This window comes from Pseudomonas asiatica (assembly GCF_040214835.1).
Taxonomy (GTDB): domain Bacteria; phylum Pseudomonadota; class Gammaproteobacteria; order Pseudomonadales; family Pseudomonadaceae; genus Aquipseudomonas; species Aquipseudomonas putida_Z.
This window is the reverse complement of the sequence record NZ_CP157874.1, coordinates 3,196,455-3,211,993: the sequence shown is the minus strand read 5'-3', so window position 1 is coordinate 3,211,993 and position 15,539 is coordinate 3,196,455. Positions and strand designations below refer to the sequence as shown.

Genomic DNA, 15,539 nt, shown 5'->3' with positions numbered 1-15,539 from the left:
CATGCGCCGCCTCGACCTGGAATTCCAGCCCCGGCGCAACAGCCCGTTGGCCTGGTCGCTGCTGGCCGTGGCGAGTGCCATGGTCGCCGGCCTGGTGCTGCTGCAACAAAGCTTGCAGGCCGAGCAGGTCGAAGTGGAGGCCAGCGTGCACAGCCTGGAGCAGCAACTGGGCCGTCGCCCGGCCACTGTCGCACCGCTGGGCAGCGCCGCCAGCCGCGAACAGGCCGAGCGCCTGGCGCAGATGCAAAGCGTGTCGCAGCAGCTGCAACGGCCCTGGCAGCAGCTGTTCGCCATGCTTGAAGCGCAACCCCAGGACGACGTGGCGCTGCTCAGCCTGGCCCCCGACGCGCGCAAAGGCCAGCTGCGCATAACCGCCGAGGCGCGCAACCTGGAAGCGATGCTGCAGTACCACCAGCGCCTGGAAGCCAGTGCCGAGCTCAGCGATGTGTCGCTGCTCAACCACGAGGTGCTGGCCGCGCAGCCCGAGCACCCGGTGCGCTTCACCCTCACCGCCACCTGGGAGACCGGCCATGCGCGCCCGTGAATCGCTGAACAGCCTGATCCTCCAGGAACGCCTGCGTCGCGTCGGCCCGGTCGGCCTGGCTGCAATTGCGGTGGGCCTGCTGGCCGTGGGCGTGCTGTGCGCCGGGGTGTTGCCGCAATGGCAGAACCTGCGCGAACTGCGCGCCGCCGAAGCGGACGCCAGCGTGCAGGTCGAGCGGGTCAGGCGTGGCGAGCTGAAGATCGCCATCAAGCCCGAGCAGCAGGCCCTCGACAGCCTGCGCCAGCAACTGCCGGGGCAGCCCCGGGCCAGCGAGCTGATCGAGCGCCTGTACCACTTGGCCAGCGCCGAGCATATCAGCCTGGCGCGTGGCGAATATGCCCTGGGCATCGACCCCAGGACGCAACTGGCGCGTTACCAGATCGTGCTGCCGGTGCGCGGCAGCTACCCGCAGATTCGCGGCTTCCTCAGGGGCCTGCTCAAGCAGTTGCCGACCCTGGTGCTGGAAGACCTGGAGCTGCAACGCAAACGCATTGGCGACAGCGAGCTCAACGCCCGCCTGCGCATGACCCTTTACCTGTCGAGGTCGTGATGAACACACAACGTGCTGTCATCTGGGTTGGCTTCCTCGGCGTGAGCGCGGCGCTGGCCTGGGCCCCGGGCCATTGGTTCGGCCAGGAAGACAGTGTTGCCCCCTTCGCGGGCAAACCGACTCCCACAAAATCGGCGGTATCCACGGTCCCTGTGGGAGCGGGTTTACCCGCGAAAGGGCCGGAACAAGCCTCAAGAGATCTCTTCCCAACCCAGCAATGGACCAAACCCCAGGCCCTGGCCACCGTCACCGAACAACCCGTGGTCACCGCACCCGCCGTAGCCGCAGCCCCGACTGCACCGGCCCTGCCATTCCAGTTCATTGGCCGCATCGGCGACCGCGACGACCTGCAGATCTTCCTGCAGAGCGGCGAAAAACTCTACGTCGTGCGCCAGGGCGACGTGATCGAAGACACCTACCGCCTCGAACGGGTATCGGCCAGCGAGCTGCACCTGGTCTACCTGCCTTTGCATCAGTCGCAGACTTTGTCTGTAGGGAGCGCACCATGAAGTCGTCAAAGCTGTGCAAACCGGCTCCGTTCCTGCTAATGGCGCTGTGCGTGGCCATTGCCGGCTGCGGCTCCAGCGCGGTACGCAAGGACAGCGACCAGCTGATGAAGGAGGGCCAGTACGAAGCCGGCATCGCCCGCCTGGAAGAAGCCCTGCGCGAGGACCCGCGTGACACCGAGCTGAACATCGCCCTGGCCCACAGCCGCCAGGCTGCGGTCGAGGCGCTGCTGACCCAGGCCGACGCCGACCGCATCCGCCACGACTTCGCCAGCGCCCGCATGGGCTATGGCCGGGTGCTGACCCTGGAGCCGAACAACCGCCGCGCCCAGGAAGGCATCCGCCAGCTGGAGCTGATCCGCACCCTCGACGAGCGCGTGGCGCTGGGCCAGGCGGCGCTGCGCCAGGGCGACCTGTTCGGTGCCGAGCGCTACATGCGTGAAGTGCTGCGCCTGGACCCGCAGAACCAGAAGGGCATTGCCCTGCGCAGCGACATCGAGAACGTGCAGGCGCGCACCGCGCAGCCGTTCCCGCAGCTGCGCAGCAAGCTGGAGCGGCCGGTGACCCTGGAGTTCCGCGATGCCAACCTGAAGAGCATCTTCGAGGTGCTGTCCCAGGTCGCCGGTATCAACTTCATCTTCGACAAGGACATGCGCCCGGACATGAAGGCAACCATCTTCGTGCGCGAGTTGCGCATCGAGGACGCCGTGGCGCTGCTGCTGGAACAGAACCAGCTGCGGCAGAAGATCGTCAACGAAAACACCCTGATGATCTACCCCGACTCGCCGCAGAAGACCAAGGACTACCAGGAACTGGTCATGCGCACCTTCTACCTGACCAGCATCGACTCCAACACCGCGCTGAACATGGTCAAGACCATGCTCAAGACCCGCGACGTGTTCGTCGACGAACGCCTCAACACCCTGACCATGCGCGACACCCCCGACGCCGTGCGCATGGCCGAGAAACTGCTGCAGTCGCAGGACCAGTCCAACCCCGAGGTGGTGCTGGAAGTGGAGGTGATGGAAGTGGCCACTTCGCGCATCCTCGACCTCGGCCTGCAATGGCCCAACACCTTCGGCGTGCTGAGCTCCGACGGCCAGCCGGTGAGCGTGCTCGACCAGCTCAAGGGCATCGACTCCAGCCGCATCAGTATCGCGCCGGCACCGCAGGCCAAGATCAACGCCCAGGACAAGGACATCAACACCCTGGCCAGCCCGGTGATCCGCGTCAGCAACCGTGAGCAGGCGCGCATCCACATCGGCCAGCGGGTACCGATCATCAGCGCCACCTCGGTGCCGTCCACCCAGGGCCCGGTGATCACCGAAAGCGTCACCTACCTGGACGTGGGCCTGAAGCTCGAGGTGCAGCCCACCGTGCACCTGAACAACGAAGTGGCGATCAAGGTAGCCCTGGAGGTGAGCAACGCCACCCCGCTGGAAGCCACGCGCCAGGGCACCATCCCGGTCCAGGTCGACACCCGTAACGCCCAGACCACCCTGCGCCTGCACGATGGCGAAACCCAGGTGCTGGCCGGGCTGGTGCGCAACGACCACAACGCCAGCGGCAACAAGATCCCGGGCCTTGGCGACATCCCCGGCCTGGGCCGGCTGTTCGGCAGCAACAAGGACGACATGAGCAAGTCGGAGCTGGTGCTGGCGATCACCCCGCGCATCGTGCGCAACCTGCCGTACCAGAGCCCGTCGGACATGGAGTTCGCCACCGGCACCGAGTCGGCCATGCAGGTGCGGCAGATGGCGCCGTTGCCGCCGGCGGATGTGCCTGGCAATGCCCCGGCCACCGATGCCCCGGTGGTGGAAAGCCAGATGGCGATCGCCCCGGCCAAAGGGAGCCCGCGGCCATGATCGCGCAGCGCCGCATGCAGGGCTTCAGCCTGATCGAGGTGGTGCTGACCCTGGCACTGCTCGGGCTGCTTGCCAGCATGGCCGCGCCGCTGACCGAAACCGTGGTTCGCCGCGGCAAGGAACAGCAGCTGCGCGAGGCGCTGTACCAGATTCGCGACGCCATCGACGCCTACAAGCGCGCGTTCGATGCCGGCTATATCGAGAAGCGCCTGGACGCCAGTGGCTACCCGCCGAACCTGCAAGTGCTGGTGGACGGCGTGCGCGATGTGCGCAGCGCCAAGGGCGCCAAGTTCTACTTCCTGCGGCGCATCCCGCACGACCCGCTGGTGGCGGCCAAGGGTGAGGACGAAGGCGGGTGGGGGCTGCGCGCCTACGACAGCAGCCCCGACAACCCGCGCGAAGGCGAAGACGTGTTCGACGTGTATTCCAAGGCCCGCGGCAAAGGCCTGAACAACATCCCCTACGGGCAATGGTGACAGCCATGAAACGCAGCAAAGGCTTCACCCTGATCGAACTGCTGGTGGTGCTGGCGATCATCGCCACGCTGATGACCATTGCCATGCCGCGCTACTTCAACAGCCTGGAAAGCTCCCGCGAAGCCACCCTGCGCCAGAGCCTGGCGGTGCTGCGCGAGGCGCTGGACCACTACTACGGCGACACCGGCCACTACCCCGACTCGCTGGAGCAGTTGGTGGAACAGCGTTACCTGCGCAACACCCCGGTCGACCCGATCACCGAGCGCAGCGATGCCTGGCAGCTGGTGCCACCGCCCGAAGGCGTGGCCGGCGGCGTGGCCGATATCAAGAGCGGTGCCACAGGGAGGGCGCGCGATGGCAGCCTGTTCGCGGAATGGTAAGGCCGACGCCGGCTTCACCTACCTGGGCGTGTTGCTGCTGATTGCGGTCAGCAGCGTGGCCCTGGCCGCCACCGGCACGCTCTGGGCCAGTGCCGCCCAGCGTGACCGCGAACGCCAGCTGTTGTGGGTGGGCAGCCAGTATGCCCAGGCCCTGCGCAGCTACTACCGCGCCTCGCCGGGGCTGGCCCAGTATCCGCAGGAACTGGCCGACCTGCTGCAGGACAACCGCTTCCCGCAGGCCAGGCGGCACATTCGCCGGCTGTACCCAGACCCCATCACCAACAGTGACGATTGGGGCCTGCTGCGCTCGATCGATGGCCGCATCACCGGCGTGCACAGCCGCTCGGACGCCACCCCGTTCAAGCGCAGTGGCTTCAGCGCCGAATGGAGCGGTTTCGATGGGCTGGAACATTACAGCGACTGGCAGTTCGTCGCCGAGCAGGCCTTTACCGAAAGTGCCGGTGGTGTGCAGACCCATGCCGGCCCGGGAGACACGCCGTGAGCCGCCTGGCCGCGCTGTGCCTGGGCCTGCTGCTGGTGGCAGTGCTGGCCACCTCGGCCAGGGCCGGGGACGAGGACGAGATGCAAGGCTTCATCGTCGACAACACCATCTCGCACATCGGCCACGACTTTTACTACTACTTCGCCGACCGCCTGCGCGCCACCAGCCGGCTTGATTTCAACCTGGTGGTGCGCGAACGCCCGGATGCCCGTTGGGGCAGCCTGGTCACCGTGGAATTCGAGCGTGAGGTGGTGTACCGCCGCTTCCTGCCGCCGAACACCACCGAGCTCAAGGACGAGGCCGTTGCAGCAGCCGACCTGGTCAAGCAACAAATCATCCAACGCAAGTTGCAACGCCTGCTGCAGGACACCACCGATCTGGAGAGGGACGAGCTATGAAGTACCACATACCCCGTTGCATCGCCGCCTGCCTGTTTGCCAGCGCATGTGCCGCCCAGGCCACCGAGCTGGTGTACACCCCGGTCAACCCGGCCTTTGGCGGCAACCCGCTCAATGGCACCTGGCTGCTGAACAACGCCCAGGCGCAGAACGACTACGACGACCCCGACCTCAAGGACCGTTCCTCGGCCTTTACCGGCACCACGGCCCTGGAGCGCTTCAGCAACCAGCTGGAGTCGCGGATGTTGTCGCAGTTGCTGGACAACATCAGTAACGGCAACACCGGCAGCATGGCGACCGATGCGTTTCTCATCGACGTCATCGACGATTCCGGGGCCTTGAGTATCAAGGTCACCGATCGCGCCACAGGAGAAATTTCGATCATTGAGGTCAGCGGCCTGAACCCTTGAGGGGGCAAGGCTATTTGTTGGGGAGAGAACACCATGAAACGTCTGCTGAGCACGCTGCTGATCCTCACCGCCCTGGGTCTGCACGGTTGTGGCCTGCGCGAACCGATGCCCGCCGAACAGGACTCGGAAACCCCGACCCTGACCCCGCGTGCCTCGACCTACTACGACCTGATCAACATGCCACGGCCCAAGGGCCGGTTGATGGCGGTGGTGTATGGCTTCCGCGACCAGACCGGGCAGTACAAGCCGACGCCGGCCAGCTCGTTCTCCACCAGCGTCACCCAGGGCGCGGCAAGCATGCTGATGGACGCCCTGAACGCCAGCGGCTGGTTCGTGGTGCTGGAGCGTGAAGGCCTGCAGAACCTGCTGACCGAGCGCAAGATCATCCGTGCTTCGCAGAAAAAGCCCGACGTGCCGGAAAACATCATGGGCGAGCTGCCACCGCTGCAGGCCGCCAACCTGATGCTGGAGGGCGGCATCATTGCCTACGACACCAACGTGCGCAGCGGCGGCGAGGGGGCGCGCTACCTGGGTATAGACATCTCCCGCGAGTACCGGGTCGACCAGGTGACCGTGAACCTGCGCGCGGTGGACGTGCGCACCGGGCAGGTGCTGGCCAACGTGATGACCAGCAAGACCATCTATTCGGTTGGGCGCAGTGCGGGGGTGTTCAAGTTCATCGAGTTCAAGAAGCTGCTCGAGGCCGAGGTGGGGTACACCACCAACGAACCGGCGCAGCTGTGCGTGCTGTCGGCGATTGAGGCGGCAGTGGGGCACTTGCTGGCGCAGGGGATCGAGCGGCGGCTGTGGCAGGTGGCGGGGGATGCGGGGGAAGGGCAGGCTACGGTGGACAAGTACCTGAGCCAGAATCAGCAGCCTGATTGAGCTTGAGGGCCTCTTCGCGGGTGAACCCGCTTCTACAGGGACAGCGCTGGCCTCGGGCTTGGAGGTCAGATTGATCCACCGAGCGCCAAGTCAAGGTCGGCCTGGGTCATGGTCGTACGGATTCAAGTTACGGCGATGTTTGCGTGGAGTGGGACAAAATGCTTCTACCCGTTTTAGCAGCTTGCGGATTGCGTCGCTACTGACATTTCTGGCAGCTGTCATATTTAACAGAGTCTGATTCAATTCTGTTTCAACCAGAATTGGCTCGGGATCGAAAATGAAGCGTTTACTGACCACCTTCGTGACATCTGCTGCTTTTTTGTTTGCCGAGGTGGGTGTTTGCGCGCCAATCCGAAGCCCGGAACAAGACGAAGTGAACGTATTGGCTTACTGGACGCCGGAAAACATGAAATTGGCCGAGTCGGCGGTCGGTGGCCCAGCCAATCCGGTTAATGAGGTACTAACAAAATACGGGGATAGATTTGGCTTCATCAAAGTAACTCAAGCACATACAGACAAACTGGGTCGTCGTGCGGGAGTTCTGTTCTACGTTTCCACAGACGGCGTGCCCCAGCACTGCTCGGCCACGGTGCTTGACTCTCCGAAGGGTGACCTGGTGCTTACTGCCGCGCATTGCGTTGTCGAGAGGGGATGCAACTGGAAGGGCATGGCACTTTTTGTACCAAGTTATGATGGCACAGCAGCAGAGTCTCAGCGCGCGCCCTTGGGACGCTGGCCTGTTCACTATAAATACATTCCGGTTGAAGACGCCTATTCAAGCGTAGATAGCGACCTGGCAATTGTCAGTGTCTTTCCTCAGCAAGGCATGTCGTTGCAGTCCAAGCTTGGTGGTGCGAGCAAGCCATATATATCGGAAGCGGAGGAAAAATTACCTAACGGCGAGATCTGGAGTTACCCCGGGGTATACTACAGTGGCGGTGAAATGCAAAGATGCTTGTCAAGGCTGGAACCCATAGTGCATACGAGCGGTATAAGCACACCTAATTGCGCGACCATGTCTGGCAGCAGCGGAAGCGGTTTCAGAATTGTGGAAGAAGACAGCGATTGGGTCGCCGGGGTTGTACATGGCACTGGTATTTCATCGCGACTGCGCGAAAGCACTTTCGATGGCCTCTATAAATTGGCAAGCGGTGCCAGTGACCAGGCTTCTGAATGTTCAGCCCCATGAGTGCTGAGCATTTGAGGGAAAGTAAAAGGGCCTCTTCGCGGGTGAGCCCGCTCCCACAGGTTCAGCGTCAACTCGAAGCCTGCGCAGTACCTCTAGGAGCGGGCGCGCCCGCGAAGCAGGCGACGCGGTGGATGGCACCGGCTTTGCCGGTGTTCGCGGGCATGCCCGCTCCCACAGGTACCGCGTAATCTCAAGTGCGACACCGTCCCTGTGGGAGCGGGTTTACCCGCGAAGAGGCCGGTGCAGGCGACACAACATGGTGATCACTGCTGATTGGCCGGCCGGTGATGAGTGAGAGGCGGCAATGGAAGTGTTACTGCACATTCCCTTCGCTTGAAACGCTTCCCCGACACCGGTAGTCTTTGCCCGCTGCTGTAAGTCCAGCAGCCGGGTTTGGTAGCCCGCGATCAATCAAGGCGCACAAGCGCCCGCTCTGCGATACAGTTGGCCCTTTTTTGTGCCCGGCTGTTTCGTTTTATGGCGGCTGTGCGTAGGGCGCCTCCGTGCGCGCCGGTTTCCTTGATTCCCGGTCTACCAACCTGCGTACAGCCGTCACCATCTCGTTTGGTAGCGATTTGTGGCGGCTCCAGTGAATCAAGGAGCGACACAATGACAAAAGGCTTACCCGATCCTCCCGTACGCGCCACCACGGCGTCCTCCAGTTTCTCCACGTGCGAATGCAGCCATCCACCGTTGTTTGCCGTGCGTTCAGGGGTGGACTACGAAGATGCGCTGGTGCATCTGTCCACGCTGCTCAAAGGGGCGTTTGCGACCAATCTCAAGGCACTGGAACTGGCCAAGGGGACCTGTCGTGATCTGTTGTTGAGCAACGACCATGGGCTGGATTCGGCCAAGGCGGTGGTGGAGGCGTTGCTGGATGGGGTGGAGAGACAGCAACTGGTTGGGCGGAAGACGGTGCCAGGTGTCTAACTGGCGTTTGGGCTTTGTCGGACTCAAGCGGCAGCCGTGACTGACCTCGAGGGCCCCTTCGCGGGTGAACCCGCTCCCACAGGTACAGCGCCAACTCGAAGCCCGCGCAGTACCTGTGAAGGCGGGAGCGCCCGCGAAACAGACAACGCGTGCGCTGTTCAAATCGTGCAAGCCCGCGAAGAGGTCGATGCATGAAACCACGATCTTCAGGTCGTTCAGCCCTCTTTGGCATAAGGTCCCGAACAGGTAGATGAAACCTTGCACCCACAAGCAAGCTCTGCAGGCTCGAACACTAACGAAATACCGTTGAACAAGACACTACCGTCACCGCCAGAGACCAACGCAAATGTCCCTCCATGAAGCGCGCATGGCGCACGATCTCCGAGAACGCATTGTTGCCGCCCGTTGACAAGAACTCCGCTTCCTTCCCCCATCCGACCACCCCCGCTGTGGGGATCGCCTTTTCGAATCGCACCTTGTCGGGACATCGCTCAATCCTTTGCGCTGTTTTGCAGGATTGCTTCGTAAAGGCCGGCCGGCACGGCATCAGGATCGTATTTGCAGGCGGCAGCCAGGAAGCGCATCAGCAGTTCATCCGGCTCGAAGCGCATGCCAGGCGGGCAGGTCAGCCTGGCGTAGGGTGTTTTCATCAATGGGTGGTCGATGGAAGGGTTCGGCAGGCCCAGCGAACGGCGCAGGTTGAGAATGGCCAGGATCTCGGCGGGGTAGACGGCCTCGAAGGGGGAGCCGAATTCGAAATTGCCGGAGTCGAGTTCCCGGGATGTCAGGGCGATGCGTTGGACATGGGTATCGCAGGCCACCACCAGAATAGGCGCCAGTTTATCGGGATCAGGTTCGCGCCAATGAGCTACCAATTGACCCCAGGCTGGGTCGCGGGGCAGGGCATGTTTGTCGAGGTCGAGCGGTTTGCCCAGCCAGTCGCCGATGATGGTCAGACCGAAGGCGGCGTAGCGTAAGGTGGTACCGATTGGCAGGTTGTGGCCATCGCTGACACCGTAGCCATTCTGAATACCCGTGAAAATAGCTTGGTGAAAGGGCTCAATCAGTTCTAACCGGCCAGTAGCCAGTGCGCACAACATTAGGTGAGTGGTCCCATCTAAATCGCCGGTGCTACTTTCTTTAGTGCCCGCAAGTTTTTGTATTAAGATTGCTTCAGCGATTAACATCTGTGTAATGCCAGAAACGAAACCCAATGACGCTGGCCCGTATGGGTGCTGCGGTGCAAACTGTAGGCCTTTTCCAATATTGTTCATGCCAATTCTGAATATCTGATTGCAAGCGATACCGATGGTTTCGCCAGTCATGATGTATGACGTCAGCATGTCGCACCTTACGAGTAGGTCCTCTCTCGCCCATTCGTGTATTTTTTTCAAGCTGACTTTGAGTCGATCTTTTGTCTGTCTATTCATGTTGGTTCCAGAGATTAATTTGTATTCCGCTTCGGTCACCGACAATAGTGTTAGGATGACCTTTCGAGTCAAAGAATACTTGTGCATGTAGGAATGAAACTTTTCGCGAGTCCAAACTGTCCTCTATTGCTTGGTGCTTTGTAATAAAGGCTGGGTCAGTTTTTGTAAGGGCTTCTCCCCATCCTTGTCTTTTTCTGCGAATCAAGTCCTGTATGCGCTGAAGGTTGGCTTTGCCTCCTGCTTTCTGGGTGCTGATGAAACCAGGCGTCTTGCTTTTCCCTAGAGTCGTCTTCACCTCGATCACTAACAACGTCCCAGCCTCGAACTTCAACTCTTCCACGGGTGCCGTCCCCTTCAGCCCATCAATGTGATGCCGCATTTCCAGCGTCGTCGGATTACGCACCGTCATCGAGGGCGGTGGTGGTACGTACACCAGCATGTCGATCCCCTGGTCGCTCTTGTTCTTCAAACCGAACTGGCTGGGCCGGGAAGGGTGGGTGCTCAGGCCGAGGATGTTCTCCGGCTTGACCTTCCAGTGGCTGACCAGGGCCGCCGCCAGGGCTTCTTCGCCGGCATCGGCGACGACCCGGGTCAGGCTGCCGCCCATGCGCATCGGCCCGATGGAGTGCTGAATCATGGCCACCAGCCGGTCGCGCAGGGTGGTGGCCATGTAGGCGTAGTCGGCCTTGCCGCCAGCCACATCGAGCGCGACCAGGCTGGCATTGCGCTCCACCGAGTGCAGTTCACGGGCGGTGACCGGCAGCTCACCCTCACGGGGGCGTCGCTGGATGCGGGTTTCCAGTACGGTGACTTCGCTGGCGCTGCGGTTGCCAAGGCGCCGGACTTCCTCTTGCGACAGCGCGGCGTTGTCGAGGCGTACGGTGGTCATGCTGCCGGGCCGCAACTTGTGCATCAGCCAACGGGCGCCGCCGATGGCGGCCGGCAGCAGCAGGGCCAGGTTGATGGCCATGAATACCTGCTTGCCACGTGCCTCGGCAGTGTCGGGGTTGGCCAGGCGCGCCAGGTCGGTGAAGAACTGCTCGCCGATACTCAGGCCTTCGCCAGTGATCATGCGGCTGCTGCCGTCGACCATGGCATCGGCGGCCAGCGCGGCTTCCAGGGCGACGAAGGCATAGCGGCCTAGCGATACGGTGCCCTTGATGCCGCGCACCACCGGTATGAATGCCAGCACGCCGAGGGCGAATTCGGCCGCGCCAATGACGCCTTGCCAGAAGCGAGCCCGGGCCTTGGCTTCGGCGTAGTGCCGGGCCAGCTGTTCACAGGCCTGTTCGATCGGGTACAGGCCACTGGGCGTGTGCCAGGTGTAGGGCGGGCTGATACGCTGGGTGCCGTGCTCGTCGACGTACTCTTCCCGTTGCGCCTCGGCCCACTGCACATGGGTGAAGGTGGCGAAATAGATCTTGTGGTCGGTGAACAAGAAATTGCTGTGCAGGGCAAAGGCATAACCGTGCTGGCTGCGCTCGCCCATGTGGTCGAGTACGGGTGGGGGCAGTTCGTCGAGGCGGATCTCGTCGTCGATGCAAACCAACTGCAGCTTTTCGCTGGCGGCAAAGGCATGAAACTCAGCCAGCCAGGCATTGCCCAGCGTGTCGCCGGCATGCTCCAGCACCTGCTGGAGGAAGGTATCGCGGTGGTTGCGCGCCTGGTCGCGGATCCAGGGGTTGTTGCGAAACCAGGCAGGGCCGACGCCGTTCTGGGAGGGGATGCCCAGCAGCTGGTCGCAGCCGTCACCACCGTCGAGAGAGAACAGCGCGCCGGGAAGGGAGCAGGGTACGCAAATGTCGGGTGGAACAGGCAGCGCCCCGTTGAGTGCGGCTTGCCCCAGCGTTTGTAAAGCAGATGCTTCAACCATGCGGGCTCGGCTCCTTGAGTGCTTGTTGGTGGGCTGCCAATTGACTTGCCAACACCCGGCAGCGCTCTCGGGGAGAGTCGGTGGCTTCAAGCAACTTCACCCAAGGGGTGAACAATGGGTTGAGGTAAAAGTGTCGACCGAACGCGATCGCCAGGAGCACATGCATCAGCACTTGGCTGCGGGGCAACGGGGGCAGCTTGTACAGGTCATCGGACGGCTGAGGTAGCCGTTTTCCGTAATAGCGGTAGGCGAGGATCTCGTTCCCGTTCAGCTCCTTGTGATTGATGGCGGGCAGCGCATAGCGGCGGCTGGCATCCGACTCATAGCAGCAGTAACAAGACTGCTGCGCGTCAGCCGGTATGCCGCGCAGGGTCATCAGTTGCTCCAGTGATCGCCACTGCCGGTCGTGGTCGCAATCGTCATCGGGCAAGCGCAAAATCTGCCGTGTAACGTCATGCATAAGGGTAAGTTGACCCTCCCACTGCATACGGTGGGCTACTGCCCGCACGGTCAGCATGTCGAGTCGCTCATCCTGGGTAAGGCCGGGAACCTGGTGGATTGACCACACCGATACGCTTGCGGGGTCGTTCCACCAGCCCAGACCCAGCAAGAAATGGCTCAGCACCAGCAAGCTGTATTCCTTGCCGCAGGTGTAGCCCCTGTTGCTGACCAGGGCCCCCGCATTGGCTACCAGCAGGGGAACATCCTCGGGACGGGTATGAAAGCGCGCAATCGAACCGTCCAACGTCCCCAGCAGGAAGCGGGACAGTCGACGGTTGGTGGTCCGTAGCGAGGCAGCTTGCAGCGCACCCAGATTCAGTTTCGGCAGGCTCATGCAGGGACCTCGTGGCGCAATGGCAGCCAGGCCAGGCAGCCTTCCCGTTCGATGCTGCTTTCTGTTTGCTCGAACAGCGGCTGTGCGCAAAGTGCAAGCCCGGTTCGTGAATCGTGAAAGTAGAGCCTGCGTATGCGTCCGTGATCGAACAGCCGGGCCAGGGTGTCTGGCTGGTGTACCAGTGAGCCGACGTAGAAGCTTAACGACCGAGGGTCACCAAGCCTCATGAAGTACCGACGTCGGCCTTCCTGGACTTTGCCAAAGCGACGCAGGTGCCGCGCGAGGGCTTCGAGGGACAGAGTGGTCTCGGCGACAGTACAGGCGAAGGCCCCGTCCAGGCCGCCAAGCCAGGCATCCAGTTCGCTGCCTGCTGTCAGCTGGAACAGTAATGGCGCATGCTTCTCCAGCCCGGTGTGATGGTCCAGGTGCCATAGGCATTGGTGTCGGGTGGAATGAAACTCGAGCCTGCCCAGCAGGCCCGGATTGGCCGACGCTTCGGCAAGCACGAACAGGCTTGCACTGACGACACCCGTGTACAGGCTGCCTTCGCTTAATTGCTGGTGCAGGCTCATGCGTCGTCCTTCCCGGCAAAGGGGCATTCTTCAATCAGCGGTGAGCCTTCTCGAATGGCGGCCTCGATGGCTTCGACCTGGGCCTGCACAGGTGTCTGGTAGGTGACATTGCCTTTGAAGTGGATGTTGGGAGCCTCGATAGTGATGCCGTTGGTATCGAGGATGATCTTGCCGCTCGGGCCACGGATGTGGATGCGTTCCGTGCCCTGAAGCATGTAATACCGGGTCAGCAGGCGTTGTGCAGTACGGGCTTCAATGGCGCGCGTACCTTCGATGACGAGCGACTGATTGCCGCCGATACTCAGGCTGTGGTCGGCGGCAATGGTGATGCGGCTTGTGTTGCCAATGGTATGGATATCGTTGCGGTCGATGCTGGTGAATCGGTCTTGGTGAACATGATCGCGGCGATCACGTCCCGTATCGATAGTCTCGTCACGCGCAATGCTGGTGTTTTGGTCGCGGCCTGTCGCAGTGGCGCGATCATTGCCGACGTTAAGGGTCTGGTCATGTTTGACCTTGGTATTCATGTTCCTTTCGGCATGCACGTACACTTCCTGCCGACCCAGTTCATCTTCGAAACGCAGTTCGTTGAAGCCATTACCCTTGTGGGTCTGACTCTTGATGGTCATGCGCGTCTTGTGTTCCGGCAGCTCGTAGGGCGGCAGTTGATCCCCGCAGTAGGTGCGCCCGGTGATCATCGGCTGGTCGGGGTCGGCGTTGACGTACTGGATGATCACGTCCTGGCCGATGCGTGGGATAGCCATCGAGCCCCAGCTGCCGCCTGCCCAACCTTGTGATACGCGCACCCAGCAGGAGCTGAACTCGTTGTTTCTGCTCTCGCGATCCCAGGGGAAGCTGACCTTGACCCGTCCCCATTCGTCACAATAGATCTCCTCGCCGGGTGGACCGACGACGGTGGCCATGTGCGGGCCATCGATGCGCGGTTTGTCCAGCGGCGCAGGTCGCCATTCGATCCGGCCGGGCACCAGCACGGCTTCCTGCGAGTAGCGCGTTCCCTGTTCGGCTCCGGCAGCTTCTTCTTGCAGGCTGGTGAATTGGCTCCCCTCGTGATGCACGCGCATCACGCGCCAGTGTGTGTTGAGGTCTTTGCGGGGGTGTTCGATGAGGGTGAAGCTCAGGCCTGGTTGCAGCCGCACATCGTCGCCCTCTACCTCGGCAATACGGGCGTCATGGCGCAGGGCCGTGAGTCGCGTGGCGGTGAAGGGGACGCCGACCACATCGCGCTTGTAACGGCCGGGGTAGTCGAAGCGCTCATAATCCCGGGACTGATGGGCGATGGCACTGTCATCTGCGCGGTGTTCCTGCCGGTACTGCGGGTTGGTGAAGGTGTAGTCCCGCTGTACCTGTCGTGCGGTGCGTACCTGCTCGCTGTAGCGCAGGCGGCGCAGGCAAGGCCTGGCCTGATCACCACCGCTGTTGGCGCGGTACAGCACCTGGACGGGGCCGACGTCGTCCTCTTCAGGAAGCCCTTCATCGTCGTCTTCGCTCTTGATCGCGCCTCGGCTGATCTGCCCCAGCGCCAGCAGTCGGTCGGTGATGACCAGCAGGTGTTGTTTTGGCGTGTGCTCGAAGCGATAGATGAAACCCTCTTCATCCGCCAGGCGGGCGATGAAGTCGAGGTCTGTTTCACCGGCCTGTACGCAGAACTCGCGCACCTGATGGTCGCCAAAAATGTGCAACTCGAAATGAAGGATGCACTGGCGCTTGAGCATGATTTCGAGAATCTGCGGCACGGTTTTCTGCTGGAAGATTCGCCAGTTCGAACGCAACCCGCCGCGGGCCAGGAGGGGCTCGACCAAGGCATGGTAACGGGTGCGATAAAAGCCCGTTTCACCTTGGCTGAAGCTGCTTGTCACGCCGTGCACGTAGCGCAGTGGGCGTTCGTGCTGCCAGATCGTGAACAGTACCGGCTTGTCGAGCAACTTACCGAAGTCGACTTCATCTTCGTGACTGATCAGCTCCAGCTTCAACTGGAATGGTGCGCTGATGGCTTCGTCGAGTTCGAATGAAATCACCTCGAATTGAATGTCGCCAGCCAAGGGTTGAAAGCTGAAGCGCAGATCAGATTGTCGGTACATGGCGTGTTTTCCCTTGTTAAGAATTGCTCCGGTATCAGCCGTAGTCTTGGTGCAGATTGGGCCTGGGGTAAGGTTGATGGCGAGGGCGGACTTGC

General features: G+C 62.0%; 18 protein-coding genes. 12 read left to right on the top strand and 6 right to left on the bottom strand.

Annotation, left to right across the window (positions count from 1 at the left end; all coding sequences use genetic code 11):
• The first annotated feature begins 1 nt into the window (after nt 1).
• From ABNP31_RS14390 to ABNP31_RS14335, 12 genes are all read left to right on the top strand, one after another.
• On the top strand, nt 2–544 hold the full coding sequence (locus ABNP31_RS14390; protein WP_075045046.1) for a PilN domain-containing protein: 543 nt from the start codon (nt 2–4) through the stop codon (nt 542–544).
• The gene (locus ABNP31_RS14385) at nt 531–1,094 is read left to right on the top strand and encodes a GspMb/PilO family protein (RefSeq protein ID WP_025339367.1); all 564 of its coding nucleotides are present in this window, start codon (nt 531–533) and stop codon (nt 1,092–1,094) included. Before ABNP31_RS14390 ends, ABNP31_RS14385 begins: the two co-directional genes overlap by 14 nt.
• Nucleotides 1,094–1,603 (top strand): hypothetical protein, encoded by a 510-nt coding sequence (locus tag ABNP31_RS14380; RefSeq protein ID WP_075045048.1) that lies wholly within the window; start codon nt 1,094–1,096, stop codon nt 1,601–1,603. Before ABNP31_RS14385 ends, ABNP31_RS14380 begins: the two co-directional genes overlap by 1 nt.
• The gene (locus ABNP31_RS14375; protein ID WP_350012419.1) at nt 1,600–3,465 is read left to right on the top strand and encodes a secretin N-terminal domain-containing protein; all 1,866 of its coding nucleotides are present in this window, start codon (nt 1,600–1,602) and stop codon (nt 3,463–3,465) included. Before ABNP31_RS14380 ends, ABNP31_RS14375 begins: the two co-directional genes overlap by 4 nt.
• Nucleotides 3,462–3,941 carry a type II secretion system protein gene (locus ABNP31_RS14370; RefSeq protein ID WP_015270589.1) on the top strand — a complete coding sequence of 160 codons (480 nt, stop codon included), beginning with the start codon at nt 3,462–3,464 and terminating at the stop codon, nt 3,939–3,941. Before ABNP31_RS14375 ends, ABNP31_RS14370 begins: the two co-directional genes overlap by 4 nt.
• Before the next feature lie 5 nt (nt 3,942–3,946).
• Complete coding sequence (locus ABNP31_RS14365; RefSeq protein ID WP_013972857.1) at nt 3,947–4,321, top strand: type II secretion system protein; 375 nt, start codon at nt 3,947–3,949, stop codon at nt 4,319–4,321.
• Complete coding sequence (locus ABNP31_RS14360; RefSeq protein WP_013972856.1) at nt 4,296–4,823, top strand: type II secretion system protein; 528 nt, start codon at nt 4,296–4,298, stop codon at nt 4,821–4,823. Before ABNP31_RS14365 ends, ABNP31_RS14360 begins: the two co-directional genes overlap by 26 nt.
• Complete coding sequence (gene csgE, locus ABNP31_RS14355) at nt 4,820–5,221, top strand: curli production assembly/transport protein CsgE (RefSeq protein WP_013972855.1); 402 nt, start codon at nt 4,820–4,822, stop codon at nt 5,219–5,221. Before ABNP31_RS14360 ends, csgE begins: the two co-directional genes overlap by 4 nt.
• Entirely contained in the window at nt 5,218–5,631 is a 414-nt protein-coding gene (locus ABNP31_RS14350) for a curli assembly protein CsgF (RefSeq protein WP_025339362.1), read from the top strand. The genes csgE and ABNP31_RS14350 overlap by 4 nt, the downstream gene beginning before the upstream one ends.
• 33 nt (nt 5,632–5,664) lie before the next feature.
• Nucleotides 5,665–6,516, top strand: a complete 852-nt coding sequence (locus tag ABNP31_RS14345) for a CsgG/HfaB family protein (protein ID WP_085615427.1) — start codon at nt 5,665–5,667, stop codon at nt 6,514–6,516.
• A 277-nt stretch (nt 6,517–6,793) separates the two neighbouring features.
• Nucleotides 6,794–7,705 carry a trypsin-like serine peptidase gene (locus ABNP31_RS14340; protein WP_238066409.1) on the top strand — a complete coding sequence of 304 codons (912 nt, stop codon included), beginning with the start codon at nt 6,794–6,796 and terminating at the stop codon, nt 7,703–7,705.
• Between the two features lie 693 nt (nt 7,706–8,398).
• Nucleotides 8,399–8,635, top strand: coding sequence for a hypothetical protein (locus ABNP31_RS14335; protein ID WP_015270586.1), 237 nt, complete (start codon nt 8,399–8,401; stop codon nt 8,633–8,635).
• 215 nt (nt 8,636–8,850) lie between these two features.
• Here ABNP31_RS14335 and ABNP31_RS14330 read toward each other — a convergent pair whose 3' ends face one another.
• The 6 genes from ABNP31_RS14330 to ABNP31_RS14305 form a co-directional block, all read right to left on the bottom strand.
• Complete coding sequence (locus ABNP31_RS14330) at nt 8,851–9,069, bottom strand: PAAR domain-containing protein (protein WP_232873948.1); 219 nt, start codon at nt 9,067–9,069, stop codon at nt 8,851–8,853.
• A 57-nt stretch (nt 9,070–9,126) separates the two neighbouring features.
• Entirely contained in the window at nt 9,127–9,978 is an 852-nt protein-coding gene (locus ABNP31_RS14325; RefSeq protein WP_350012418.1) for a hypothetical protein, read from the bottom strand.
• A 79-nt stretch (nt 9,979–10,057) separates the two neighbouring features.
• Nucleotides 10,058–11,938 (bottom strand): hypothetical protein, encoded by a 1,881-nt coding sequence (locus ABNP31_RS14320; protein WP_350012417.1) that lies wholly within the window; start codon nt 11,936–11,938, stop codon nt 10,058–10,060.
• Nucleotides 11,931–12,773 (bottom strand): hypothetical protein, encoded by an 843-nt coding sequence (locus tag ABNP31_RS14315; protein WP_238066405.1) that lies wholly within the window; start codon nt 12,771–12,773, stop codon nt 11,931–11,933. The genes ABNP31_RS14320 and ABNP31_RS14315 overlap by 8 nt, the downstream gene beginning before the upstream one ends.
• Nucleotides 12,770–13,345, bottom strand: coding sequence for a DUF4123 domain-containing protein (locus tag ABNP31_RS14310; RefSeq protein ID WP_238066404.1), 576 nt, complete (start codon nt 13,343–13,345; stop codon nt 12,770–12,772). The genes ABNP31_RS14315 and ABNP31_RS14310 overlap by 4 nt, the downstream gene beginning before the upstream one ends.
• Nucleotides 13,342–15,444 carry a type VI secretion system Vgr family protein gene (locus tag ABNP31_RS14305; protein ID WP_238066403.1) on the bottom strand — a complete coding sequence of 701 codons (2,103 nt, stop codon included), beginning with the start codon at nt 15,442–15,444 and terminating at the stop codon, nt 13,342–13,344. Before ABNP31_RS14305 ends, ABNP31_RS14310 begins: the two co-directional genes overlap by 4 nt.
• Nucleotides 15,445–15,539 lie beyond the last annotated feature (95 nt).